The organism is Angustibacter sp. Root456 (assembly GCF_001426435.1).
Lineage (GTDB): Bacteria > Actinomycetota > Actinomycetes > Actinomycetales > Angustibacteraceae > Angustibacter.
The window spans coordinates 418,328-441,544 of the sequence record NZ_LMER01000014.1 but is presented as its reverse complement, the minus strand read 5'-3'; the positions used below and the strand labels follow the sequence as shown (position 1 = coordinate 441,544).

The window sequence follows — 23,217 nt, the reverse complement described above, 5'->3', positions numbered from 1 at the left end:
CAAGTTCTTGCTCTCAGCACAGAAAGGCGAACCATGAGAAAACCAGTCCTGGCAGCGGCGGCGCTGTCCGTCCCCCTCGCTCTCGCGACGGCGGCACCGGCCCTCGCGGCTCCCAGCTACGACCCGAATCCGGCCGGCAACGGCATCACGCAGATGGAACTCACCTGCGACGGCCAGACGGTGACCATCCTCACCAACAGCAACCGCAGCAGCGAGAACGGCGGTTGGTCCGTCGGTCGGATCGTCGGCGACGGCCACCTCGTCCCGACGAGCTTCACCTTCGGTCTGGTCGATCTGGCTACCGGCGACACCATCTGGTCAGGTCAGCAGCTCAAGGGCGGCGGCCACGCCAACCCGCAGGGGCAGGTCGTCACCTGCTCCCAGGTCGAGCCGACCGGTATGTCGCTCGCCGACGTGCTGGCTGCGCCCGACACCCCGCCGGGCATCGTGCTCACTCCGGGCACCGAGAACGACCCGGCCGGTTTCGAGTTCTCGGTCACCGCGATCTCGCGCCCCTGAGCTCACTGCGTTGACGGTGGCACGCCGCAGCCGTGCCGGCAGCGGTGGACTCGGGGGCCCCGTCAGCAGCGCCCGCGCAGGCCCAGGAGCCGGGCGGGGGTGTCGTGCAGCACCGCCTGCAAGAAGGGCTCGCCGAGCCGGTCGTCGGCCGCGGCCCACGACTCGATGGCGGCCAGCTGATCGTCGTAGGGGTAGGGGATGTTCGGGAAGTCGCTGCCGAGCGCGACCCGGTCGGCGACGTCGACGAGCCGGGTGGCCCAGTCGCGGGGCAGCGGCGCGATGCGCTCGGTGAACGGCGTGCCGACCATGGTCGTGTCGAGGTGCACCCGCGGGTACCGCGCCAGCAGGTCGAGCGCTCCGGTGAAGTCCGGCATCCCGGCGTGCGCGAGCACGGCGAGCAAGCCAGGATGCGCGCGCAGCACCTGCTCGAACACCTCGAGCCCGGTGTGCGCGCCAGGCACCGGGCCGTCACCGCAGTGCACGACGACGGGCACGCCGGCCTCGGCGAGCAGGCCCCACGCCGGGCTCAGCAGCGGGTCGCGCGGGTCGAAGCCGCCGACCTGCACGTGCACCTTGGCGCACCGGGCGCCGGCATCGAGGGCAGCGGTGAGGTACGTCGCCACCGACGGCTCCGGCCAGATGGTGGCCGTCGGCACGGCACCAGGCGTTCGCCGACCGAAGTCGACGGCCCACTCGGTGAGCCACTGGGCCATGCCCGGCCGGTGCGCGTACACCAGGGGCGCGAAGGCCGAGACACCTTGCGCACCAAGGGTTTCCAGCCGCTCGGGCTCCGTGCCGCGGTAGTGCACCGGCCACGCGACGCCGTAGTGCCGCTCCGCGTCATCGAAGAACGCCCACACCTTGCGCAGCACCCGCTCGGGCATGAAGTGCACGTGCACGTCGACCAGGCCGCCGGCCGGGCGCCAACCCGTCATCGACCCGGTCATCGACGCGTCTCAGCCGAGGAAGGTCGTGCCGGCGTACACGTGCAGCACGGGCACGCCGAGCTCGTCGCGGGCCCGGCTGGCCCAGTCGCGGTGGAAGGTGTCCTCGACGGCGTGCGGGCGGGTCACCACGACCACCTCGGACGCCGAGTCGCTGCGCACCAGTGCCGCCACGGCGGGCAGCGGGTCGTCCTCGGTCACCGCGCCGTCGGCCTGCACACCGTGGCCGCGCAGCGCGGCGAGGCTGGCCTCGAGCGCCTCGGCCGCCGTGGTGCGCGCCTGCGTGTCGTCCGGCTCGCGGCCGCGCACGGCGTCCAGCGCGTCCTTGAGCTCGAGCATGCTCAGGTGGTCGATGACGTCGACGAGCAGGTTGCGCTCGGTGTCGGCCGGCACGAGCACGCGGTAGCGGGGCCGCTCGGCCTGCTCGTCGTCAGTCGGGTGCAGCGCGATGATCCGCGCCGCGTCACCGGCGTCCAGCGCCTGCTCGGTGAGGATCACGATGAGGTCGGTCAACGAAGGCTCCTGAGGACGACGAGACGGCGGTGGCCAGGGACGATCCTGGCACGTCGGGGTGGGGCGGGCAGGATCAGGCCTGCAGCACGTCGTCGAGGTCGTAGGCCACCGGGCGCTCGAGCTGGTCGTAGGTGCACGAGCGCGGGTCGCGGTCGGGCCGCCAGCGCAGGATCTGCACCGCGTGCCGGAACCGGCCGGACTCCATCTGGTCGTACTTGACCTCCACGACGAGCTCGGGGCGCAGCCGCACCCACGTGACGTCGCGGTCGCCGGTGAAGCGAGACTTCTCACCCTGAGCCACCACGAGTTCGCCGGACTCGTCGCGCTCGGCGAAGGCGTTCAGCTCCTCGACCAGCTCGAGGCGCCGCGCGTTGGTGAACGCCGACGCGCCGCCGACCTGAAGCAGCCGGCCGGCGTCGTCGTACAGGCCCAGCAGCACCGACCCGACGCCCTGGCCGCTCTTGTGGCGGCGGTAGCCGATGACGACGGCCTCGGCGGTGCGCGAGTGCTTGATCTTCAGCATGATCCGCTTGCCGGGCTGGTAGCGGGCCGCGAGCGGCTTGGCGACGACGCCGTCGAGGCCGGCGCCCTCGAACTCGGCGAACCAGCCGCGGGCCACCTCGGGGTCGGGCGTGACGCGCGTGAGGTGCACGCCGTCAGCGCCGCTCACGTCGCCCAGCAGCGCCTCGAGCCGCGCGCGCCGCTCGCCGAACGGCTGGTCGACCCGCGAGGTGTCGCCCTCGGCCAGCAGGTCGAAGGCCACGAACTCGGCCGGCGTCTCGCGCGCGAGCTTCTGCACCCGGGAGTCGGCGGGGTGGATGCGCTGGGCGAGCGCGTCCCAGTCGAGCCGCTGGCCGCCGGCCGCCCCGACGCGCACGACGATCTCGCCGTCCACCACGCACCGCGCGGGCAGCTGGTCGAGCAGGCGCTGCGCCAGCTCGGGGAAGTAGCGGGTGAGCGTCTTGCGGCCGCGCCCCTGCAGCTCGACCTCGTCGCCGTCGCGGTAGACCAGGCAGCGAAAGCCGTCCCACTTGGGCTCGTAGACCACGCCGCCCTCGACGGCGTCGGGCGCGGGCACCTCCTTGACCGCCTTGGCGAGCATGGGTTCGACCGGAGGCATCACGGGCAGGTCCATGGGGGCCATCCAACACCGTCGGTGCGGCGTGCGACGATCCGATCATGAGCGCCGTCGCCGCCCGAGCACTGCGCGCCAGCCGCCCGGCGGCTGGTGTCGCGGGAGCCGCCGTGGCCGTGGGCGCCGTGCTGGCGACCGCCGTCGCCGCCTACTTCACGCGCCGGGTCGTCACGCCCGACCACGTCAAGCCGGACGACGTGCAGGTGCTCGACGTCGACCTGGCCGCCACCCCGCCGACGGTGACGCTGGTGCGCACCGACGACACCGTCGTCGACGGCCGGTACGGCCTGTGGTGGGGCGGTCGCGAGGGTCACGCGCGGCTGGGGCGCGTGGTCTTCGCGGACGACGACGTGGTCGTGCGCGAGGTGCTGGCCGTCGAGCACGGCGAGCTGCGCGCCGGGCCGGCGCGCTGGAACCAGTACTTCTACTCGGGGGCGCCGAGCGAGAGCCTCGGGCTCGCGCACGAGGACGTCGAGGTCGCCTCCGAGCTCGGCGCCATGCCAGCGTGGCACGTGCCGGCGGACGACGCCGGCGAGCTCGCCGAGTCGGGTACCTGGGCGGTGCTCGTGCACGGGCGCGGGGCCACGCGCGAGGAGTGCCTGCGCGCCGTCCCCCCGCTGCACCGGTTGGGTCTCCCGGTGCTCGTCCCGTCGTACCGCAACGACCTCGACGCGCCGCGGGACCCGGCGGGGCGGTACCACCTGGGTGACCGCGAGTGGCTGGACGTCGAGGCCGGCCTCGAGTGGGCGGTGGCGCGCGGCGCGCGGCGCGTGGTGCTCGTCGGGTGGTCGATGGGTGGGGCGATCGTGTTGCAGGCAGCCACCCGCTCGAGCGCTGCCGACCGTGTCGTCGCCGTGGTGCTCGACGCGCCGGTGGTCGACTGGCACGACGTGCTGGCGCACCACTCGCGCGTCAACCACGTGCCCGGCCCGGTGGCGCGGCTGGGTCACGCGATGATGCGCCACCCGCTCGGACGGCGCGTGGTGGGCCTCGAGCAGCCCCTCGACCTGCGCCGGCTCAACTGGGTCGCCCGTGCGAGCGAGCTGCGGCTACCGGTGCTGCTGGTGCACAGCGACGCCGACGAGTTCGTTCCCAACGGGCCGTCGAAGGCGCTTGCTGCGGCCCGCCCGGACCTCGTGACGCTCGTGCCGTGGCGGCACGGCCGGCACACCAAGGAGTGGAACACCGATCCCGATCGGTGGGACGAGGTCGTGACCGCGTTCGTGCGCGAGCAGGTGCGCGACGACCTCAGGCGCGCGTCCACCGCGTGAGCAGCGAGGTGTCGGACGTCAGGGCGTGCGCCAGGCGCAGCTCGCGGCGGTAGGGCGCGCCGGCGCCGATGCGCGGTGACTGGCCGCCGACGAGCAACGGCGCGAGGGTGAGGCAGAGCTCGTCGACGAGGTCGGCTCGGGTGAGGTCGTTCATCAGCTGGGGGCCGCCCTCGGTGAGCACTCGGCGCAGACCCATCCCGGCCAGGCGCTCCAGCGCCCCCGCCAGGTCGACGCTGCCGCGGCCGGACTGCACCACCTGCGTCGGTCCCACGGCCTCGGTCACCTCCTCGAGCCGGCGCGGGTCGGCGTCCTGCGTGGTGACGACGACGAGACCGCCCGCGTCCGACGTCGCGTCGAGCAGCGCGCTGGGCACGGTGAGCGACCGGCTGACGACCGCGACGGTCGGGTGCTCGGCGAGTCCCAGGGCGGTGCGCAGGTCCTGCCACCGGGCGGGTGTGCTGGCGCGACCGTAGCCCTCGTCGCGCGCCGTCCCCGCGCCGACGAGGATCACGTCGCTCAGCGCCCGCAGCAGGGCGAAGACGCGGTGGTCGGCCGGGTCGTTGATGCTGTCGGTGCGCCCGTCCTCGCCCGTCGCGGCGCCGTCCAGGGTCGAGATGAAGTTGGCGCGGACGTAGGGCCGCTCGGTGCCGGGTGGGTACGCGTACCGGTCGGCGAGCTCGTCGTCGGAGACGTCGTCGAGATGCTGCACCCGGCCGAGTCTGCCAGGGCCACCGGTGTCCAGATACCCGCCTTGATCCGGTGCGCGGTCCCCGGATCGGGCCGGTTCCACCGGATCAAGGCGGGTATCTGGCGCGTCGCCCCGACCGCGGCCCGCCCGGTGCGGTCGCCGGCACGGCCGACGCCCCGGTTAGGGTTCACGACGTGACGGGACGACTCACCGACCGCGACCCGCGTCCCGACGCCCAGCGGCTGCTCGACGAGCTCGTTCCGCCTCCGCACTTCGCCGACGTCCGGTTCTCGACCTACGAGCCCGACCCGGCTCAGCCCAGCCAGCAGGCGGCCCTCGACCGGCTGCGCGAGTTCGCCGGGTCGATGAGCGACCGCGGTGGGCGGCGGCTGTTCCGGCGCCGCTCTGAGCCCAGCGGGCCACCCGGCGTGTACCTCGACGGCGGGTTCGGCGTCGGCAAGACGCACCTGCTGGCGTCGCTGTGGCACGAGGCCCCGGCCCCCAAGGCCTTCGGCACCTTCGTGGGCTACACCCACCTGGTCGGTGCGCTCGGGTTCGCGGACGCCGTCGCCGCGCTGTCGACCCGGTCACTGGTGTGCATCGACGAGTTCGAGCTCGACGACCCGGGCGACACCGTGCTCATGTCCACGCTGCTGGCGCGGCTGGTGGAGGCGGGCGTCCGGCTCGCCGCGACGTCAAACACGCTGCCGGGCGCGTTGGGCGAGGGCCGCTTCGCGGCCGACGACTTCCTGCGCGAGATCCAGGGACTGTCAGCGCACTTCGAGGTCGTCCGCATCGACGGCGAGGACTACCGCCACCGCGGCCTCCCCGAGGCGCCGCCCGCCTGGTCGGACGACGACGCGCGGGCCTGGGCCGGCGCGCAAACCGAGGCCACGTGCGACGACTTCGACGCCCTGTGCGCCCACCTGGCCCGCGTGCACCCCAGTCGGTACGGCGAGCTGGTCGACGGTGTCAGCGGAGCGGCCATCACCGGAGCCCACCCGCTGAGCGACCAGAACGTCGCGCTGCGGCTGGTGTCGCTCGCCGACCGGCTCTACGACCGTGACGTCCCCGTCGCGGTCGCCGGCTGCTCCATCGACCGGCTGTTCTCCGACGACATGCTCGCCGGCGGATACCGCAAGAAGTACCTTCGCGCGCTGTCGCGCCTCACCTCTCTGGCCCGTCTGGCCGCCGAGGTCGATCCGGGCTGAGGCCGCGAGCGGCCGTCAACGCTTCAGGCCGCGAAGGCTACGACCGGGCGACCCTGACGACCGCGACGCCGTGCGCGCCGAGGTCGACCGCGGCATCGCGCAGCGACGTGGCAGCAGGGTCCCAGGCCAGGACGACGTCGATGGGCTCGCCGTCCAGCGGCACCGCCTGCGGCTGCTCGGCCAGGTTGGCGACGACGCGCAGGTCACCGCGGCGCACCACGAGCCACTCGGCGTCCTCGTCGCTGTCGACGAGCACCTCACGCAGACAGCCGTTGGTCAGCACCTTCTCCTTGCGGCGCAGGGCAATCAGGTCGTGGTACCACGCGAGCATTCGGGCGTGGTCGCCGTCGCGGCGCTCGTCCCAGCGCAGCACCGAGGTCTCGCGGGTGGCAGGGTCCTGTGGGTCGGGCACCTCGTCGGCGTTCCAGCCGTGCTCGGCGAACTCCTGGCGACGGCCGTTGCGCACGGCGGCGGCCAGGTCGGGGTCGGAGAAGTCGGTGAAGTACTGCCACGGCGTGGACGCCGCCCACTCCTCACCCATGAACACCATCGGCGTGAACGCCGACGTCATGACCAGAGCCGCGCCGATCGCCTGCTGCCCGGGAGTCAGCAGCGCGCCGATGCGGTCACCGAGGGCGCGGTTGCCCACCTGGTCGTGCGTCTGCAGGTAGCCCAGGAACCGGCGTCCGTCGTGCGTGTCGGGATCGACCGGGCGCCCCCAGTCGCTGCCGCGGAACGACGACCACCCGCCGTCGTGCCGGAACACCCGGGTGAGGCACTGGCGCACGACGGCGAGGGAGCCGAAGTCGGCGTAGTAGCCCTGTCGCTCACCGGTCAGCGCGGCGTGCAGCGCGTGGTGCAGGTCATCACTCCACTGGGCGTCCATGCCCATGCCGTCGGCCTGGCTCGACTCCACCATCCGCGGGTCGTTGAGGTCGCTCTCGGCGATGAGGTCGAGCGGGCGCTCGAGGGCGCGCGACAGGATCAGGGTCTCGTCGGCGAGCTGGGCGAGGACGTGCGTGGGGGAGTCGTCCTTCAGCTCGTGCACGGCGTCCAGCCGCAGCGCGTCGACGTGGAAGTCCCGGAACCACCGCAACGCGTTGTCGAGCATCCAGCGACGCACCGCCAGGTTGCCCGCGCCGTCGAGGTTCAGCGCCTGGCCCCACGGCGTGTGGTGGTCGTCGGTGAAATAGGGGCCGAACCGCGCGAGGTAGTTGCCGCTGGGGCCGAGGTGGTTGTAGACGACGTCGAGGGCGACGCCGAGTCCGCGCTGGTGCGCCGCGTCGATGAAGCGCTGCAGCGCCTCCGGGCCGCCGTACGGCTCGTGCACCGCGTACGGGTGCACGCCGTCGTAGCCCCAACCCCAGCGCCCCTCGAACGCCGCCACCGGCATGAGCTCGACGACGTCGACGCCGAGGGCGGCCAGGTCGTCGAGACGGGGGATCGCGGCGTCGAGCGTGCCCTCGTGCGTGAACGTACCGACGTGCAGCTCGTAGATCACCGCGCCCAGCGCGCCGACGCCACCGTGCGCGCCGCGCCAGCCGTCGTCATGCCACTCGAAGCGCTCGGGGTCGAACACCCGGCTGGGGCCGTGGACGCCGACCGGCTGCCAGGCGCTGCGTGGGTCGGGCGTGAGCGGGCCGCCGTCGACGCAGTAGCCGTAGTCGGTGCCGTGCTCGGCCCACGGACCATCGTCGCGCCACCAGCCACCCTCGGATCGAACCATCGGCTGGCGGACCTCGTCAGGGCCGGGGCTGGTGACCAGGTCGACCTGCTCGGCGCCGGGTGCCCAGACGGCGAAGCGGTGCATGCCCCGAGCCTTTCACAGCGGTGCTCCAGTGGCTCGTGCAGGTGCGCGCTGCCATGATCACCCGATGGCACACGATCCGGTCGTCGACCCGGGCAGCAAGGACGTCAAGCGGCTCAACCGGCTGAGCCGCGAGCTCGACCAGGCACGCGAGCGGCTCGCCGACCAGCTGAGCGACCCCGACGTGCTCGTGCGCGAGCTGGTCGCGGTGGGCGAGGGGTTCCAGCTGAGCGACGTCGACCCGCACTCGACGCCCGGCTTCGGGGGCAACAAGCGCGCGGGAAAGGCGGCGCTCGCAGCCGGCGAGCAGCGGCTGTCGGGGCTGCAGGAGCGGCTGTACGCCGAGAGCAAGGGCGGGGGGAAGCGCTCGCTGCTGCTCGTCGTCCAGGGCATGGACACCTCCGGCAAGGGCGGGATCATGCGGCACGTGGTGGGGGCGGTCGACCCACAAGGTGTGCGGCACACGGCGTTCAAGAAGCCGACCGACGAGGAGCGCGCCAAGGGCTTCCTGTGGCGGATCCGCCAGGCGCTGCCGCAGCCGGGGGAGATCGGGGTGTTCGACCGGTCGCACTACGAGGACGTGCTGGTGGTGCGGGTGCACGACCTGGTGCCCCAGGCGACGTGGTCGAAGCGCTACGCCGCGATCAACGACTTCGAGCGCCGGCTCGTCGAGCGCGGTACGACGGTCGTGAAGGTCATGCTGCACATCAGCCGCGACGAGCAGAAGGAGCGGCTGGCCGAGCGGCTGGCGCGTCCGGACAAGTACTGGAAGTACAACCCGGGCGACCTCGACGAGCGGGCGTACTGGGACGACTACCAGCAGGCGTACCAGGTGGCGCTCACACGGTGCTCGACGCAGGCGGCGCCGTGGTTCGTCGTCCCGGCCGACCGCAAGTGGTACGCCCGCTGGGCCGTGCAGCAGCTGCTCATCGAGCACCTCGAGGGCATGGCGCCGCAGTGGCCGCCGGCCGACTTCGACGTCGCCGCCGAGCAGGCCCGCCTCGCCTCCTCCTGACCCCCCTCTTGTGAAGCGTTTCCGACCCTTCCGGGGCCGAGAAGGGTCGTGAACGCGTCACAAGTCACCAGCGGAACGGCCGCCGGGGATCGTTGAACCAGCGGGGGTCCAGGCTGTTGCGTGGTTCGACGCCCGTGGCCCGAGCCATCTCCCAGAGCACCCGCTCGCGCGCCGCGTGCCGGCTGATGCTGCGCCGGTCGTAGCGCAGCACGGGGAGCCCGGTCTCGACCGTGATCCGGTTCTCGCGACGGTTGTCGGCCGTCCGTTGGGCTGCGGACTCGTGGTAGGCGCCGTCGTACTCGGCGCCCGCCGGACGTCGTCCGATGAGGTAGAGGTCCAGGACGCCGAGCAGCTCCCGTCCCCGTTCGACGGGCAGGTTGACCAGTGGCTCGGGCAGGCCGCCCAGCACCGCGACCATCCGCAGCCGCGACTCGCCAGGTGACCGGACACCGTTCTTGACGAAGTCCAGGGCGCGGCGGGTGTGCTCGACGCCTGGCCATCGGCGGTGAGCGTCGACGTAGGCCCACAGCCACGGCAGCTCCAGCTGCCCGCACCACGCGAACGCCTCCGCGACGACCACGGCCTCGACGAGGGGGGCACGGCGCATCAGCTGGAAGGCGGTGCGCATCGCGGAGGTGCAGCGCAGGCCTCGCACGACGACGACGTCCGACCCCTCGACCACCAGGCGGTGCGAGCCGTCCAGGGTGCGCAGCGGCCGCGCCCGTGCCTTGTCCCGCGCCCACTCCAGAGGCAGCGGCTCACCGGGCGACGGAGACCACGCACCGTGCAGCCACGCGGCGAGCCGCCCCGAAGCGACGGCGTCTTCCGGCAGGGCGAGCCGAGCCGCCGCCAGCCGGACGTCGTCGTCGATGGTCAGGTCACGGTGGCAGTAGACGCCGCGCAGGAGCTGTCGCCACTGAGCGCCCCGCAGCATGCGCGCTGAGACGCCGAGGCCGGCCGCCTGCTCGGCAGTGAAGGCGCGGTCCGCGAGCTCGGGTGGGACGAACGGCTTCGGCACAAGAGCCAGCCTGACGACCTACTCCGGCACCCCGCTGGCGTCGTCCACAGGGCTCGCCGACATGTGACGCGTTCTGGACCCTTCATCGCCTGAGAAGGGTCGCAAAGTCGTCACAAGTCGTCAGGTGCGGGTGAGGAGGGCGACGGGGAACGTCGCCAGCAGGTCGGCGAGGTGCACGGACCCGCCCTCGACCTCGCGCCCGGTGAACACCTCGCGCCAGCGGCCCTCGGGCAGCGCCAGCGTGTGCTCCCGCCAGCCGCCGTAGGTCTCGAGCGACACCGGCAGCCGCGTGGCCACCGCCACCACGTGCACGCCCGAGTCGTCCCCGCGCCCGAAGGCGATCGCGTTCCCCGTCGTCGTCGCCACGGGCACGTAAACGGCGTCCGGCCCGGTGAACCACTCCGGGTGCTCGCGCCGCAGCCGCAGCGACCGCGAGGTGACGAGCAGCTTCTCGTCGTCGAGGCCGGACGGCGCGCCGCCGGCGTCCAGGGACGTCAACCGCCGCCGCCGCTCGGCGTAGTCGACCGGACGCCGGTTGTCAGGGTCGACGAGCGAGAGGTCGACCAGCTCAGTGCCCTGGTAGACGTCGGGCACGCCCGGCGCCGTGAGCTGCAGCAGTTTCTGCCCGAGCACGTTGACGCGGAACGCCGGCTCCGTGCGCTCGGCCCACTGCGCCAGCAGCGCACGCGCGCCGCCGTCGGCCAGCACCGCGTCGGCGAACCGGTGGACGGCGGCCTCGTACTTCTCGTCCGGCGCCGTCCAGGTGGTGTGGGTCTTCGCCTCGCGCACGGCCTTCTCGAGGTAGCCGTGCAGGCGCTCACCCGAGATCGCGTCGCCGCTCGGTGGCCACGTGCCCACGACCGTCTGCCAGATGAGGTACTCGGTGGCCGGGTCGAGCGCCGGATCGCGGTGCTCGGTGGTCAGCTCGCGGGCCTCCCGCACCAGCGAGGCCCAGTCGGCGGGCAGCTCGCTGAGCACGGCCAGCCGCGCCCGCACGTCCTCCGCGCGCTTGGTGTCATGGGTCGACAGCGTCGTCATGGACGTCGGCCAGGTGGCCTGGAGCCGGCCGAAGAAGGCGTGCAGCTCCTCGGGGGCGACGCCGAAGTGCTCGGGGTCGCCGCCGACCTCGTTGAGGCTGGCGAGGCGGAACCACCGGTAGAAGGCGGTGTCCTCGATGCCCTTGGCCATGACCGGGCCGCAGGTCTGCTGGAAGCGCACCACGAGCTCGGCCCGGCGGGGGTCGGAGTCGGTGGCGCTCAGCCCGAGCACGAGGTCGCGCACGAGGTCGAGCGTGTCGTGCTCGTGCTCGGGCAGCCGCACCCGAGCCCGGGCTGCCGCCTGCTCGACCACCTCGACCGAGGTGTCGGGCGTCGGCTCGCCAGGGACGACGTAGGCGCGGTAGCGGTCCATGGCCACGAGCAGCTCGACGACGCTGTCGTGCAGCCCGCGCCGGGTGTGGTCGCGCAGGTGCACGTCGTCGTGGCAGATGGCCACGAGCAGGTCGACGAGCCGGTTGACCTCGGCGTACTGGCCCTGCGCCACGACCTCGCGCTTGGCGGTGTCGACGACGGCCTCGATGCCTTCGGCGTCGCCGGTGAGCTCCGTGAGCAGCGCCGACAGCGGCGCTGCTCCCGCCGGGTCGACGAAGACGCCGCCGAGGCGCTGCAGCGCGTCGTAGCCGGTGGTGCCGGCGCAGCGCCAGTCGCGCGGCAGCTGCTCGGTGCCCTCGAGGATCTTCTCGACCACCACCCAGGCGTCGCCCGTCGCGTCAGCGAGGCGGTCGAGGTAGCCGCGCGGGTCGGCGAGGCCGTCCGGGTGGTCGATGCGCCAGCCGTCGAGCCGCCCGGCGGCGTACAGGTCGAGCAGCAGGCGGTGCGTGGCCTCGAACACCTCGGGCCGCTCGACGCGCACCGCAGCCAGCGTGTCGACGTCGAAGAACCGCCGGTAGTTGAGCTCCTCGTCGGCCACCCGCCAGTGCGCGAGCCGGTACCACTGCCGGTCGACCAGCTCGGCGAGCGGCAGCTCCTCGGTGCCCGGACGCACGGGGAACTGGTGGTCGTAGTAGCGCAGCACGAGCTCCTCGCCGTCCGCGCCGCCGTCGCGCACGAGGGACAGCTCGCCGGCGTCGATGACCTGGCCGATCCGCGCACCGAGCACCGGCATGAGGATCGCGCGGTCGGGCACCGACCAGTCGACGTCGAACCACGACGCGTACGGCGAGCCGGGGCCGTCGCGCAGCACCGACCACAGCTGGGCGTTGAGGTAGGCCGGTGTCGGCACCGCCATGTGGTTGGGCACGACGTCGACGACGGTGCCCAGGCCGTGCCCGCGCAGGACGTCGCCGAGCCGCTCGAACGCCGCCTCGCCGCCCGCCTCGGCACTCAGGCGCGAGTGGTCGACGACGTCGTACCCGTGGGTCGAGCCCGGCGCCGCCTGCAGCACCGGTGACAGGTAGGCGTGCGAGACGCCGAGCGCGGCGAGGTAGTCGGCGGTGGCCGAGGCGTCGTCGAAGCCGAAGCCGCCGTGCACCTGCAGCCGGTAGGTGGACGTCGGCACCGGACGGCCGGGAGCAGGGCGGCGGGCGGTCACGGTGTCGGCCGTGGCGCGCGCAGGACGACGACGCTCCGCGGACCGACGGTGAGCGCGCTGCCTGGCTTCAGGCCGGTGCCCGCCTCGGCGGCCAGCTCGGGCACCTCGACGCGCACGAACGCCTCGGTGGTGTCGAGCTCGGCGACCCAGCCCTGACCGTACTCGACGGGCGGCAGCACGAAGTCGATCTCCTCGTGATGGCCGTTGAAGACCACCAGGAAGGAGTCGTCGACGATGCGGGTGCCCCTCCGGTCGGGCTCGGGGATCGCCGCGCCGTTGAGGAACACCATGAGCGAGCGGGCGTAGCCGTTGCGCCAGTCCTCGTCGCTCATGTGCTCACCGGTGGGCGTGAACCACGCGATGTCGCCGAGCTCGCTCTCGCCTCCGTGGTCGGCGCTGCCGGCGAAGAACCGTCGGCGCCGGAACACCGGGTGGTCGTGGCGCAGCTGCACGAGCCGTCGAGTGAACTCGAGCAGGTCGCGCTCGTCGTCGTCGAGGTCCCAGTCGACCCACGCGGTGGGGTTGTCCTGGCAGTAGACGTTGTTGTTGCCGCCCTGCGTGCGACCGAGCTCGTCGCCGTGGGCGATCATCGGGACGCCTTGCGAGAGAAGCAGAGTGGCGAGCATGTTGCGCTGCTGGCGCAACCGCAACGTCTGGATCTCGGGGTCGTCGGTCTCGCCCTCGACGCCGCAGTTCCACGACCGGTTGTGGCTCTCGCCGTCGTTGCCGCCCTCGCCGTTGGCGTCGTTGTGCTTGTCGTTGTACGACACCAGGTCGCGCAGGGTGAAGCCGTCGTGAGCGACGACGAAGTTGATCGACGCGATGGGCTTGCGGCCCGAGTGCTCGTACAGGTCGCTGGAGCCGGTGAGGCGCGAGGCGAACTCGCCCAGGGTCGACGCCTCGCCGCGCCAGAAGTCGCGCACGGTGTCGCGGAACTTGCCGTTCCACTCGGTCCACAGCGGGGGGAAGTTTCCGACCTGGTAGCCGCCGTCGCCGACGTCCCACGGCTCGGCGATGAGCTTGACCTGGCTCACGACAGGGTCCTGCTGGACGAGGTCGAAGAACGCTGACAGGCGGTCGACCTCGTGGAACTGGCGGGCCAGTGACGACGCGAGGTCGAAGCGGAAGCCGTCGACGTGCATCTCGGTCACCCAGTAGCGCAACGAGTCCATGATGAGCTGCAGGACGTGCGGGTGGCGCATGAGCAGGCTGTTGCCGGTGCCGGTGGTGTCGTAGTAGTGGGCGAGGTCCTTGTCGACCAGCCGGTAGTAGGCGGCGTTGTCGATACCCCGGAACGCGAGGGTCGGCCCGAGGTGGTTGCCCTCGGCCGTGTGGTTGTAGACGACGTCGAGGATCACCTCGATGTCGGCTTCGTGCAGCGCCTTCACCATGGCCTTGAACTCGGTGACCTGCTGGCCGCGGGATCCGGTGGCGGAGTAGGCGTTGTGCGGTGCGAGGAAGCCGATGGTGTTGTAGCCCCAGTAGTTCGACAGCCCCTGCTGCAGCAGGTGGGAGTCCTGCACGTACTGGTGCACCGGCATGAGCTCGAGCGCCGTGACGCCGAGGGACGTCAGGTGCTCGATCGTCGCCGGGTGCGCGATACCGGCGTAGGTCCCGCGGATCTCCTCGGGGATGCCGGGATGCTGCTGCGTCAGGCCCTTGACGTGGGCCTCGTAGATGACGCTCTCGTGGTACTCGTGGCCGGGGGAGCGGTCGGAGCCCCAGTCGAAGAACGGGTTGACCACGACCGACAGCATCGTGTGGCCGAGGCTGTCCTCGTCGTTGATGGGTGCCGAGCCGTTGGCGTCGGCGTCGGCGAACCGGTAGGAGAACAGCGACTCGTCGCCGTCGACCTGGCCGTCGATGGCCTTCGCATAGGGGTCGAGCAGCAGCTTGGCCGGGTTGCACCGGTGGCCGTTCTTGGGGTCGAACGGGCCGTGGACGCGGTAGCCGTACCGCTGACCCGGCTGCAGGCCGGGGATGAACACGTGCCAGACGAACCCGTCGGTCTCGGGCACCTCGATGCGCGTCTCCAGCCCTTGGTCGTCGATCAGGCACAGCTGGACGCGCTCGGCGACCTCCGAGAACAGGGCGAAGTTCACGCCGGTGCCGTCGTAGGTAGCGCCCAGGGGGTAGGGCTTTCCGGGCCAGGTACGCATGGAGCTCTTCCGTCGTGGGTGGGACGACGTGCGTCGCCAGGGGTGCCCGACCGCGGCCGGGGCTCACTGATTCTGCCCGATATCCGATGACCGGCGCGCCAGGGTGTCGCGTCAGGCAGCCGCCCTGGTGCTCAGGGCAGGATGCGCGCGACGATGCGGTCGACGTCCAGGCTGCTGGGGAGAGCGCCAAATGTCGCACCCCGTTCACCGAGCACGCGCGTGCGCACGAACGCGTCACTCACGGCCGCGGGCGCGTGCCGCAGCAGCAGTGAGGCCTGCAGTGCGACGGCGAGCCGCTCGACCGTCCAGCGGGCGCCGGCCTCCTGCTCCTGGGCGCTGCCGGTGAGCAGGCTCGTCTCGAGCTCCTTCACCGTGCGGTCGAAGCCGACGTCCGCCCCCGCAGCCAGGCGGATCTCGTCCAGCACCGCCTCCACGGACGCCGGCTCCCGGCTGAGCGCGCGCAGCACGTCGAGCGCGTTAACGTTGCCCGACCCCTCCCAGATCGAGTTGAGCGGGGCCTCGCGGTAGAGGCGCGCAAGGCCGTTCTCCTCGACGTACCCGTTGCCGCCGAGGCACTCCAGCGCCTCGGCCACCATCGGCGCCGTGCGCTTGCACACCCAGAACTTGCCCAGCGCCACGGCCAGGCGGCCGAACGCGGTGTCGCCGGCGTCGACGCTCGCCGCGAGGCGCAGGCCCAGCACGGTGGCGGCCTCGGACTCCAGCGCGAGGTCGGCGAGCACCGCGCGCATGAGCGGTTGGTCGACCAGCGCCGCCCCGAACGCGCGGCGGTGGCGGCTGTGGTGCGTGGCGCGCACGAGAGCCTGGCGCATCGTGGCCGCCGAGCCGAGCACGCAGTCCAACCGCGTCGCGGCGACCATGTTGATGATCGTGCGCACGCCGCGGCCCTCGTCGCCGAGCCGCACCCCCCAGCTGCCGTCGAGCTCGACCTCGCCCGAGGCGTTCGACCGGTTGCCCAGCTTGTCCTTGAGCCGCTGGATCGCGAAGGGGTTGCGCGCGCCGTCGTCGAGCACGCGCGGGACGACGAAGCAGGTCAGGCCCCCCGGGGCCTGGGCGAGGACGAGGAACACGTCGCTCATGGGCGCCGAGCAGAACCACTTGTGCCCGGTGAGGCGGTAGGTGTCGCCGCCGGCGAGCGGGCCACCCGGCGTCGGCACGGCCGCCGTCGCGTTGGCTCGCACGTCGCTGCCGCCCTGCTTCTCGGTCATCCCCATGCCCGCGACGGCCCCGGCCTTCTCGCTCGCCGGCCGGAGTCCGAAGTCGTACACGCGCGAGGTCAGCCGGGACTCCCAGACGGCGGCCACGACGGGATCGGTGCGCACGGCCGGCACCGCGGCGTAGGTCATCGACACCGGGCAGCCGTGGCCCGCCTCGACCTGCGACCACACCACGAAGCCCGCCGCCCGCGCCACGTGGGCGCCCGAGGCCGGCGCCGCAGCCCACGGCGCGCCGGCGAGACCCTCGGCGACGGCGGTGGCCATGAGCTCGTGCCAGGCCGGGTGGAACTCCACCTCGTCGACCCGCGCCCCACGCGGGTCGTGCGTCACGAGCCGCGGCGTGAAGGTGTTGGCGTCGTCGCCGAGTCGTTGGGCGCGGGCAGTGCCGGCCAGCCGGCCCAGGTCGTGCAGGTCGCCCAGGGCGTGCTCGGCGCCGTACCGGCTCACCGCCTCGACGAGTGCTCGGTCGTCGCCGAAGACGTCTTGGCCCTCCAGCGGTGGCACCTGGTTCGTCACCTCGTGGGTCGCCATGGCGACACGGTAGGCCGTGTCGGCGGTCGGCGGGCGGTCGCAGCGCGGATACCGTGGAGTAGTGAGCAGCGGGACGTCGAGCACCCCGTGGGTGCTGGCGCGCCTGCGGGCGCTGTGGCGTTCCCGGGTGCTGCTCAGCCTCTGGGCGCTCACCCGCGAGACGGTGTCGATCTGCCTGCGCTACCGGGTCACCGGCCTGGCCTCGGAGGCCGGGTTCTTCGCGCTGCTCTCGCTGCCCCCGATGGTGCTGGGGCTGGTGGGTGGCGCCGGCTACCTCGGTGGGGCGCTCGGCCCCGGCACGGTCGACCGGGTGAGCGCGCAGCTCGAGGCGATGGCCGAGCGGGTGTTCACGGCGCAGACCGTGGCCAGCCAGATCACGCCGACGATCCAGGACGTCCTGGCTCGCGGCCGGCTCGACATCATCTCGATCGCCTTCGTGCTGTCCCTGTGGTCGGGCTCGCGCGTGCTGAACGTCTTCATCGACACCATCTCGATCATGTACGGGCAGGGCGGTGAGCGCGGCATCGTGCGCACGCGGGCGCTGTCGTTCAGCCTCTACACGGCCGCGGTACTGGTGGGCGCGGTCGTGCTGCCCCTGGTGCTGCTCGGCCCGGCGATCCTGAACGACCTGCTGCCGGCCAAGGTCGACTTCCTGCTCAACCTGTACTGGCCCGTGGTCACGCTGCTCACCGTCTGCAGCGTCGCGTCGCTGTTCCACGTGGCCACGCCGCGCCGCACGTCGTGGCGCCGCGACGTGCCGGGCGCCGTCCTCACGCTGGTGATCTGGGTGCTGGCGTCGTTCGTGGTGCGCAAGGTGATCGGCGCGTCGGTGGGCGGGACGTCGATCTACGGGCCGCTGGCCGCGACGATCGTCGTGCTGATCTGGCTGTACTTCCTGGCCATCGCCGTGCTGATCGGTGCTGCGCTCAACGCCGCCAGCCGCGAGCTGTGGCCGGTGCGGGGCGACTCGCGGTCACCGCTCGTCCGGCTCGACCGGCGGCGGCGTCCGCTCACCCCCGTGCCCGAGCCGGACGACGAGATGCCGGGTGCCGCTGGGAGCGCGCCGACCGGCATGCGCAGTGAGGCGCGAAAAACCAGGTGACGCGCCGCGGGGGCGCACCTAGCCTCGACATCGTCGGGTCAACCGCCCGCGCCGGCCGCTCTCGGCCCGGCGAACTCGAGCCGCTGGCTCGTCGAGCGCACGTGGAGGTGGACCGCATGACCGTCGTCTACGCATCTCCTCGCTACCCGGCCCCTCAGGGGGTCCCCTCGGCCTTGCGCGCCTGACGCTCGTCCGCTCTCGCGACGACGAGCCCGCCGGGGCCCGCTCGAAAGGCGTCCCATGACGTTCCGTTCTGCCCGCGATGCTGCAGTACCCGCTCACCTCGCCTCGGCCGACCAGCTGAGCCGGCTGGGCTTCGACGACCGCTGGGACCACGCGTTCCACGAGGCGTCGACGATCCACCTCCCCGACGCGCCGGCGTTCCCCGCGCGCGTCGTCCGCACCGACCGCGGCGCCTGCGACACGCTCTCGGCCGCCGGCCCGGTGCGCGCCACCTGGGGCGCCGACGTCGTCGCCGCCGTCGCGTCCGACCCGCTCGCCGTGCCCAGCACCGGCGACTGGGTCCGCGTGCAAGCGTGGCCCGACGGCAACCACACCGTGGAGGCCGTGCTGCCGCGCCGTACGGCTGTGGTGCGGGCCCAGGTGGGTGGCACCTCCAGCGGCCAGGTGCTCGCCACCAACGTCGATGTCGTCGCCGTCGTCGAGGGGCTCTACCCCGACCCCGATCTGGGCCGGATCGAGCGGCTCATGGCCCTGGCCTGGGAGAGCGGCGCGCAGCCGCGCCTCGTGCTCACGAAGGGCGATCTGGGTCACGACGCCGCAGAGCTGGCTGCCGAGATCGGTGGTCAGGTGGCGGCGGGCTGCCCGGTCGACGTCACGATCGCCCACGAGGGCGAGGGGCTCGACGCGCTGCGCGAGGTGCTCGCGGACCGCGCGACGCTGGCGCTGCTCGGGGCCTCGGGCGTGGGCAAGTCGACGCTGCTCAACGCACTGCTCGGCCGCGAGGCCATGCGCACGCAGGCGCTCGGCGCCGTGCACAAGGGTCGCCACACCACCGTCACCCGCGAGCTGCACCTGGCACCCGGCGGCGGTGCGGTGATCGACACGCCCGGCCTGCGCAGCGTCGGCCTCCAGGGCGGCGAGGGGCTGGCTGAGGTCTTCGCCGACATCGACGGACTGGCGCTCGACTGCCGGTTCAGCGACTGCGCCCACGACCGCGAGCCGGGCTGCGCCGTGCAGGCAGCCATCGACGCTGGTGAGCTTCCTGAGCGTCGGCTGGCCTCGTGGCGCAAGCTGCAGCGGGAGGCGGCCTACCAGGCCAGGCGCGTCGACGCCCGCCTGCGCGCCGCCGAGCTCGCCGTGTGGAAGCAGCGCACGTTGGACAACCGCCGGGCCGCCAAGTCCGGTCGGCAGAAGCGCTGACGCGCGCGAGGGGGATCCGGTTTGGCTCTGGCGTCAGGCATCGGATAGTGTTTCCGACGCGCCGGGAGAGATCCCGGAGCATGCGGACGTGGCTCAGTTGGTAGAGCATCACCTTGCCAAGGTGAGGGTCGCGGGTTCGAGTCCCGTCGTCCGCTCGGGGTTGTCAGCAGCTCGCGGCAGCCGCTGGTCATCGCGGGTGTCGAGCGAGTGGCAGACGCGACGGACCATCACGGTGGAGTGGCCGAGAGGCGAGGCAACGGCCTGCAAAGCCGTGTACACGGGTTCGAATCCCGTCTCCACCTCGGGCGATTGGCGCAGTGGTAGCGCGCTTCCTTGACACGGAAGAGGTCACTGGTTCGAACCCAGTATCGCCCACCAGCAAAGCCCCAGGTCTGCGGCCTGGGGCTTCTTGTTTCCTCCAGAACCGCGCTCCGGTTCCCCGCACCTTCCCTCGGGCCTGCACGCGAAGGCAGGCCACCGGGACCTTCGGCACTGCCGCCGACCCCTGCGTGGTGCTGCGCTGGCACTGAGTCTCGTGCCAAGGGGGTCGCCATGCGAGCGCACCGTTCCCGTCGCCGTCTGCTCCTCGCCGTGCTGGCGCTCGTCATCGCGGTGCTGGGACTCCCACCAACCGGCCCGCAGCACGCGCGAGCGGCGACGCTGTACGGCAACGACATCTCGTGGCCGCAGTGCTCGGTCGCCGACGGCGGGTACGGGCTGCCGATGCCACCGACCACGGCGAAGTTCGTCGTCATCGGTCTCACCCAGGGCCTGCCGTTCACCGAGAACCCCTGCCTCGCCGACCAGGTGACCTGGGCCGCCTCCCACGACGTGCCCACGCAGGCGTACACGATGGCCGCCTACCCGACGCCCGCCCAGCTGATCGCCTACGGCGCCGCGGGGCCGTGGTCGACCCGCACGTCGGCAGGTCGGCTCTCGAACGTCGGCTACGCCGAGGGCGGCTTCGCCCTGGCCAGCCTGAGCCGCGTGGGCTTCGCGCCCGGCGTGGTGTGGATCGACGTCGAGCCCCGCTCGGCTCAGCCCTGGCCCACGGCCACCGCCCAGCAACAGCGAACGAACCGGTACGTCGTCGAGGGCCTGATGCGTCGGCTCCGGGACGCCGGAAAGGCCTACGGTCTCTACTCCTACCTGAACGGGTGGCAGACGATCACGGGGTCGTGGCGGCTGCCGGGCGTGCCCGTGTGGGCCACGGCGGGCCGGCTCGACTACCCGTCCGAGGCCCTCGACCGCTGCACCCAGGCCAGCTTCTCGGGCGGCCGGGTCTACCTCTCGCAGTGGTACGACGACACGCGTGACTACGACCTCACCTGCGGTTCGTACGCCTTCACCACGTTCGCCGTGCCGCCGTCGAGCCTGTCGAACTCCACCGCCGAGTTCACCGGCGACTGGAACAACGACGTCCTGGCTCGGGTGGCCTCCACCGGTCAGCTGCGGCTCTACGGCGGCACCGGCGTGGGGACGCTGCGTGCGGCGGTGGCCATCGGCTCGGGGTGGCAGGTGTTCAACGCCCTCGAGACGCCCGGTGACCTCAGCGGCGACGGGGCGCAGGACGTCCTGGCCCGCGAGACGAGGACCGGCTACCTGTGGCTGTACCGGGGCAACGGCCGCGGCGGCTGGCTCCCGCGTGTCAGGGCGGGCACGAACTGGAACGTCATGAACGCCCTGATCGGCGTGGGTGACTTCACCGGAGACCAGAAGAACGACCTCATCGCGCGCGAGCGGTCGACGGGTTACCTGTGGCTGTACCCCGGTACCGGGACGTCAGGCTGGGCGCCGCGGGTGCGGGTGGGCAGGAACTGGAACGTCATGAACGCCTTCGCGGCCCCGGGCGACTTCACCGGAGACGGCGCGGTCGACCTCATCGCCCGCGAAGGGGCCACCGGGTACCTCTGGCTCNACACGATCATGAGCTCCGGCGACCTCACCGGCGACCGCACCAGCGATCTCGTGGCACGCGACTCCCGTGGCCGCCTCTGGCTGTACGGCGGCAACGGCATCGGGGGATGGCTCCCGCGCGTCCAGATCGGTACCGGTTGGTCGGGCATGGACGCGATCTTCTGACCACGAGAGCGCCGGGGGGTCGGCGGCCCTCGGCGCGCGACCCGGACGTCCAGGCGGCGCCCGTGCTGCGCGGTGAGCGAGACGGACCAAGGGCAGAGGTGCACCTGGTGCGCTCCATACCCCATGGGGTATGGTGGCGTCACTCGTTCGCTCCACCAAGGGAGAAGCACCTCATGTGCAGTCCTGCTCAGTGCAACCGTTGCGGCAAGCGCAGTTGGCGCGGGTGCGGCCAGCACGTCGACCAGGTGATGGCCGGCGTCCCCCGCTCGCAGCAGTGCCAGTGCGAGCCCGAGCCGGCCGGGAGCTTCCTCGACGCCGTGAAGGGGCTCTTCGGTCGCTGAGCCGGGCACGGTGGGGTTCGCCGCCTGACAGGTGGCGGGCTGGCTAGCATTCGCTCCATGTCGAGCGACCTCGAGCTGCGCGAGCTCACCGCCGAGGAGCTGGCCCACTACGTGGTGTACCTCGAGAAGTCGTACGCCGACGAGATGCACCGCCTGGGTGGCCTGCCGCAGGACGTCGCTCAGCAGAACGCGCGCGAGAGCACCGTCTCGCTGTTTCCGGATGGTCGCCCGGCCGAGGGCCACCACCTCTGGCGAGCCGTGGACGGCGAGGGCCGCGCCGTCGGGCTGCTGTGGCTCGCGCACCTTCGAGTCGGAACCGCCGCCGAGCACGCCTACGTCTACGACATCGAGGTCGAGGCCACCCGTCGCGGTCAAGGGTGGGGTCGGCGCCTGCTCGAGAAGGCCGAGGCCGTGGCGCGTGAGTGGGGCGTGCCGTCGTTGCAGCTGAACGTCTTCGGCGACAACGACGTCGCGCGAGAGCTCTACCGCAGCGCGGGCTTTCGCGAGCAGCAGGTCACCATGACCAAACGCCTGTCCGCGGACTGACGCGCGTCAGGACGTCGGCTGACCGGCCAGGCCGGTGCACGACCGCGCGTCGAGCCATTGCTGCTGCAACCGCCGGCTCTGTGCCGGCTCAGGCTCGCGGGGGATGCCGTCGGCCGACACCCGCAGGGGCGTCCAGCGCTCGGCGACCACGCGACGTCCCTTCAGGGTGAGCGTCAGCACGCCACTGCGCGAGTCCAGCTCGGAGTTGCGGCGCCACCAGACGAAGTTCCCGAGGCCGTAGGCGACGTAGGTGTCGCCGAGCCACCCAGCGCCCTGGACGCGGTGGGCGTGCGTGCCGACCACGACGTCGGCCCCCGCCTCGGCCAGCGCGGCCGCCGTCCGGCGCTGCAACGGGTTCGGGCAGGTCGTGTAGTCGGTGCCCCAGTGCAGGTACACCACCACGACGTCGGCCTGCGAGCGGGCGCGCCTCACCGCCGCGGCCAGTCGCGCGGGGTCGGCAGCCGACGCGACACCGGGCCGGCCTGCCGTGGCCGACCAGGTCGCCAGCGTCCAGTCCGGTACCTGCGTGCCGGCGAGGAACGCCACGCGCACACCGCGAGCCGTGAGCACCGCCGGCGCGAGGGCGTCGGCGCGGTCGCGGCCGAGGCCCACGACGGCGACCGGGCTCTTCGCGCGAGCGGCCAACGTGTCGTCGAGACCGACCGGCCCGTAGTCGACGGCGTGGTTGTTGGCCATGGTGACGACGTCGACGCCGGCGCCGGCCACCGCGTCGAGCGCCGCTGGCGGAGCCCGGAAGCGGAACTTCTTCGGCTGCTCGCTGCCCCGCGTCGTGATCGCCGTCTCGAGGTTGACCATGGCCAGGTCGGCTGTCGCCAGGTACGGCCGCAGCTCGGCCAGTGCGGCGGCCGGGTCGTCGAGCCGGGGGGCCAGCTGGTTGGCGAAGTGGACGTCACCGCCGAAGGCCAGCGTGACGGTGGATGGCGTCTGAGGTGTCGCGTCGACCGGCTGGTCGCCAGCCTGGGTGCCCGACTGCTGGGCGGTCGGGCTCTGCGACACCGGCGGCGTCGAAGGTCCGGTCACAGGGGTCGTGCCACCCGCAGAGCACGCAGCGAGCGCCATCGCAGACACGGCGGCGAGAGCGAGGAAGCGCTGCGACACGCGCGCAGT

Annotated in this window: 18 protein-coding genes, 3 tRNA genes and 1 pseudogene; 12 read left to right on the top strand and 10 right to left on the bottom strand. The window is 72.6% G+C overall.

The window, feature by feature from the left end; all coding sequences use genetic code 11:
- Positions 1-33 precede the first annotated feature (33 nt).
- Entirely contained in the window at positions 34-519 is a 486-nt protein-coding gene (locus ASD06_RS07230) for a hypothetical protein (protein ID WP_157371563.1), read from the top strand.
- 62 nt (positions 520-581) lie between these two features.
- Here ASD06_RS07230 and ASD06_RS07225 read toward each other — a convergent pair whose 3' ends face one another.
- From ASD06_RS07225 to ASD06_RS07215, 3 genes are all read right to left on the bottom strand, one after another.
- Positions 582-1,454, bottom strand: coding sequence for an amidohydrolase family protein (locus tag ASD06_RS07225; protein ID WP_235502250.1), 873 nt, complete (start codon positions 1,452-1,454; stop codon positions 582-584).
- A 21-nt stretch (positions 1,455-1,475) separates the two neighbouring features.
- On the bottom strand, positions 1,476-1,976 hold the full coding sequence (locus ASD06_RS07220; RefSeq protein WP_056674893.1) for a hypothetical protein: 501 nt from the start codon (positions 1,974-1,976) through the stop codon (positions 1,476-1,478).
- Between the two features lie 73 nt (positions 1,977-2,049).
- On the bottom strand, positions 2,050-3,111 hold the full coding sequence (locus ASD06_RS07215) for an ATP-dependent DNA ligase (protein WP_056674891.1): 1,062 nt from the start codon (positions 3,109-3,111) through the stop codon (positions 2,050-2,052).
- Between the two features lie 44 nt (positions 3,112-3,155).
- Between ASD06_RS07215 and ASD06_RS07210 the strand changes: the two genes are divergently transcribed.
- Complete coding sequence (locus tag ASD06_RS07210) at positions 3,156-4,382, top strand: alpha/beta hydrolase (protein WP_056674889.1); 1,227 nt, start codon at positions 3,156-3,158, stop codon at positions 4,380-4,382.
- Here the strand turns inward: ASD06_RS07210 and ASD06_RS07205 are convergent.
- On the bottom strand, positions 4,360-5,091 hold the full coding sequence (locus ASD06_RS07205; protein WP_056674887.1) for a pyrimidine reductase family protein: 732 nt from the start codon (positions 5,089-5,091) through the stop codon (positions 4,360-4,362). The two genes, ASD06_RS07210 and ASD06_RS07205, sit on opposite strands and share 23 nt — an antisense overlap.
- Before the next feature lie 173 nt (positions 5,092-5,264).
- Here ASD06_RS07205 and zapE point away from each other — a divergent pair, with 173 nt between their 5' ends.
- Positions 5,265-6,281 carry a cell division protein ZapE gene (gene zapE, locus ASD06_RS07200; protein WP_056674886.1) on the top strand — a complete coding sequence of 339 codons (1,017 nt, stop codon included), beginning with the start codon at positions 5,265-5,267 and terminating at the stop codon, positions 6,279-6,281.
- A 37-nt stretch (positions 6,282-6,318) separates the two neighbouring features.
- On the opposite strand, the gene treZ is transcribed toward zapE, so the two are convergent.
- Positions 6,319-8,091, bottom strand: a complete 1,773-nt coding sequence (gene treZ, locus ASD06_RS07195; RefSeq protein ID WP_056674884.1) for a malto-oligosyltrehalose trehalohydrolase — start codon at positions 8,089-8,091, stop codon at positions 6,319-6,321.
- Positions 8,092-8,155: 64 nt separating this feature from the next.
- Here treZ and ASD06_RS07190 point away from each other — a divergent pair, with 64 nt between their 5' ends.
- Positions 8,156-9,103 carry a polyphosphate kinase 2 family protein gene (locus ASD06_RS07190; RefSeq protein WP_082537776.1) on the top strand — a complete coding sequence of 316 codons (948 nt, stop codon included), beginning with the start codon at positions 8,156-8,158 and terminating at the stop codon, positions 9,101-9,103.
- Between the two features lie 64 nt (positions 9,104-9,167).
- Here ASD06_RS07190 and ASD06_RS07185 read toward each other — a convergent pair whose 3' ends face one another.
- The 4 genes from ASD06_RS07185 to ASD06_RS07170 form a co-directional block, all read right to left on the bottom strand.
- On the bottom strand, positions 9,168-10,121 hold the full coding sequence (locus ASD06_RS07185) for a hypothetical protein (protein WP_056674881.1): 954 nt from the start codon (positions 10,119-10,121) through the stop codon (positions 9,168-9,170).
- Between the two features lie 120 nt (positions 10,122-10,241).
- Entirely contained in the window at positions 10,242-12,710 is a 2,469-nt protein-coding gene (gene treY, locus ASD06_RS07180; RefSeq protein ID WP_056674880.1) for a malto-oligosyltrehalose synthase, read from the bottom strand.
- Complete coding sequence (gene glgX, locus ASD06_RS07175; RefSeq protein WP_056674879.1) at positions 12,707-14,869, bottom strand: glycogen debranching protein GlgX; 2,163 nt, start codon at positions 14,867-14,869, stop codon at positions 12,707-12,709. The genes treY and glgX overlap by 4 nt, the downstream gene beginning before the upstream one ends.
- 131 nt (positions 14,870-15,000) lie before the next feature.
- Entirely contained in the window at positions 15,001-16,635 is a 1,635-nt protein-coding gene (locus tag ASD06_RS07170) for an acyl-CoA dehydrogenase family protein (protein ID WP_056674878.1), read from the bottom strand.
- A gap of 61 nt (positions 16,636-16,696) precedes the next feature.
- Here ASD06_RS07170 and ASD06_RS07165 point away from each other — a divergent pair, with 61 nt between their 5' ends.
- The 8 genes and pseudogenes from ASD06_RS07165 (at position 16,697) to ASD06_RS07135 (ending at position 22,089) form a co-directional block, all read left to right on the top strand.
- On the top strand, positions 16,697-17,737 hold the full coding sequence (locus tag ASD06_RS07165; protein WP_056674877.1) for a YihY/virulence factor BrkB family protein: 1,041 nt from the start codon (positions 16,697-16,699) through the stop codon (positions 17,735-17,737).
- Positions 17,738-17,977: 240 nt separating this feature from the next.
- Positions 17,978-19,120, top strand: a complete 1,143-nt coding sequence (rsgA, locus tag ASD06_RS07160; protein ID WP_082537775.1) for a ribosome small subunit-dependent GTPase A — start codon at positions 17,978-17,980, stop codon at positions 19,118-19,120.
- An 82-nt stretch (positions 19,121-19,202) separates the two neighbouring features.
- Positions 19,203-19,275, top strand: a tRNA-Gly gene (locus ASD06_RS07155).
- A gap of 76 nt (positions 19,276-19,351) precedes the next feature.
- A tRNA-Cys gene (locus ASD06_RS07150) sits at positions 19,352-19,422 on the top strand.
- A 1-nt stretch (position 19,423) separates the two neighbouring features.
- Positions 19,424-19,498 (top strand) — tRNA-Val (locus ASD06_RS07145).
- Between the two features lie 174 nt (positions 19,499-19,672).
- Positions 19,673-21,037: pseudogene (locus tag ASD06_RS19960) on the top strand (FG-GAP-like repeat-containing protein); the annotation flags it as partial.
- A 338-nt stretch (positions 21,038-21,375) separates the two neighbouring features.
- Positions 21,376-21,543 (top strand): hypothetical protein, encoded by a 168-nt coding sequence (locus ASD06_RS19310; protein WP_200941930.1) that lies wholly within the window; start codon positions 21,376-21,378, stop codon positions 21,541-21,543.
- Between the two features lie 57 nt (positions 21,544-21,600).
- On the top strand, positions 21,601-22,089 hold the full coding sequence (locus ASD06_RS07135) for a GNAT family N-acetyltransferase (RefSeq protein ID WP_056674875.1): 489 nt from the start codon (positions 21,601-21,603) through the stop codon (positions 22,087-22,089).
- Between the two features lie 6 nt (positions 22,090-22,095).
- Here ASD06_RS07135 and ASD06_RS07130 read toward each other — a convergent pair whose 3' ends face one another.
- Positions 22,096-23,208, bottom strand: a complete 1,113-nt coding sequence (locus ASD06_RS07130) for a CapA family protein (protein WP_200941929.1) — start codon at positions 23,206-23,208, stop codon at positions 22,096-22,098.
- Positions 23,209-23,217 lie beyond the last annotated feature (9 nt).

Coding starts and splice junctions, on each gene's coding strand:
- ASD06_RS07230 (WP_157371563.1), top strand. CDS start 34: ATGAGAAAACCAGTCCTGGCAGCGGCGGCGCTGTCCGTCCCCCTCGCT.
- ASD06_RS07225 (WP_235502250.1), bottom strand. CDS start 1,454: ATGACGGGTTGGCGCCCGGCCGGCGGCCTGGTCGACGTGCACGTGCAC.
- ASD06_RS07215 (WP_056674891.1), bottom strand. CDS start 3,111: ATGGACCTGCCCGTGATGCCTCCGGTCGAACCCATGCTCGCCAAGGCG.
- ASD06_RS07210 (WP_056674889.1), top strand. CDS start 3,156: ATGAGCGCCGTCGCCGCCCGAGCACTGCGCGCCAGCCGCCCGGCGGCT.
- treZ (WP_056674884.1), bottom strand. CDS start 8,091: ATGCACCGCTTCGCCGTCTGGGCACCCGGCGCCGAGCAGGTCGACCTG.
- ASD06_RS07190 (WP_082537776.1), top strand. CDS start 8,156: ATGGCACACGATCCGGTCGTCGACCCGGGCAGCAAGGACGTCAAGCGG.
- glgX (WP_056674879.1), bottom strand. CDS start 14,869: ATGCGTACCTGGCCCGGAAAGCCCTACCCCCTGGGCGCTACCTACGAC.
- ASD06_RS07170 (WP_056674878.1), bottom strand. CDS start 16,635: ATGGCGACCCACGAGGTGACGAACCAGGTGCCACCGCTGGAGGGCCAA.
- rsgA (WP_082537775.1), top strand. CDS start 17,978: ATGACGTTCCGTTCTGCCCGCGATGCTGCAGTACCCGCTCACCTCGCC.
- ASD06_RS19310 (WP_200941930.1), top strand. CDS start 21,376: ATGTGCAGTCCTGCTCAGTGCAACCGTTGCGGCAAGCGCAGTTGGCGC.
- ASD06_RS07135 (WP_056674875.1), top strand. CDS start 21,601: ATGTCGAGCGACCTCGAGCTGCGCGAGCTCACCGCCGAGGAGCTGGCC.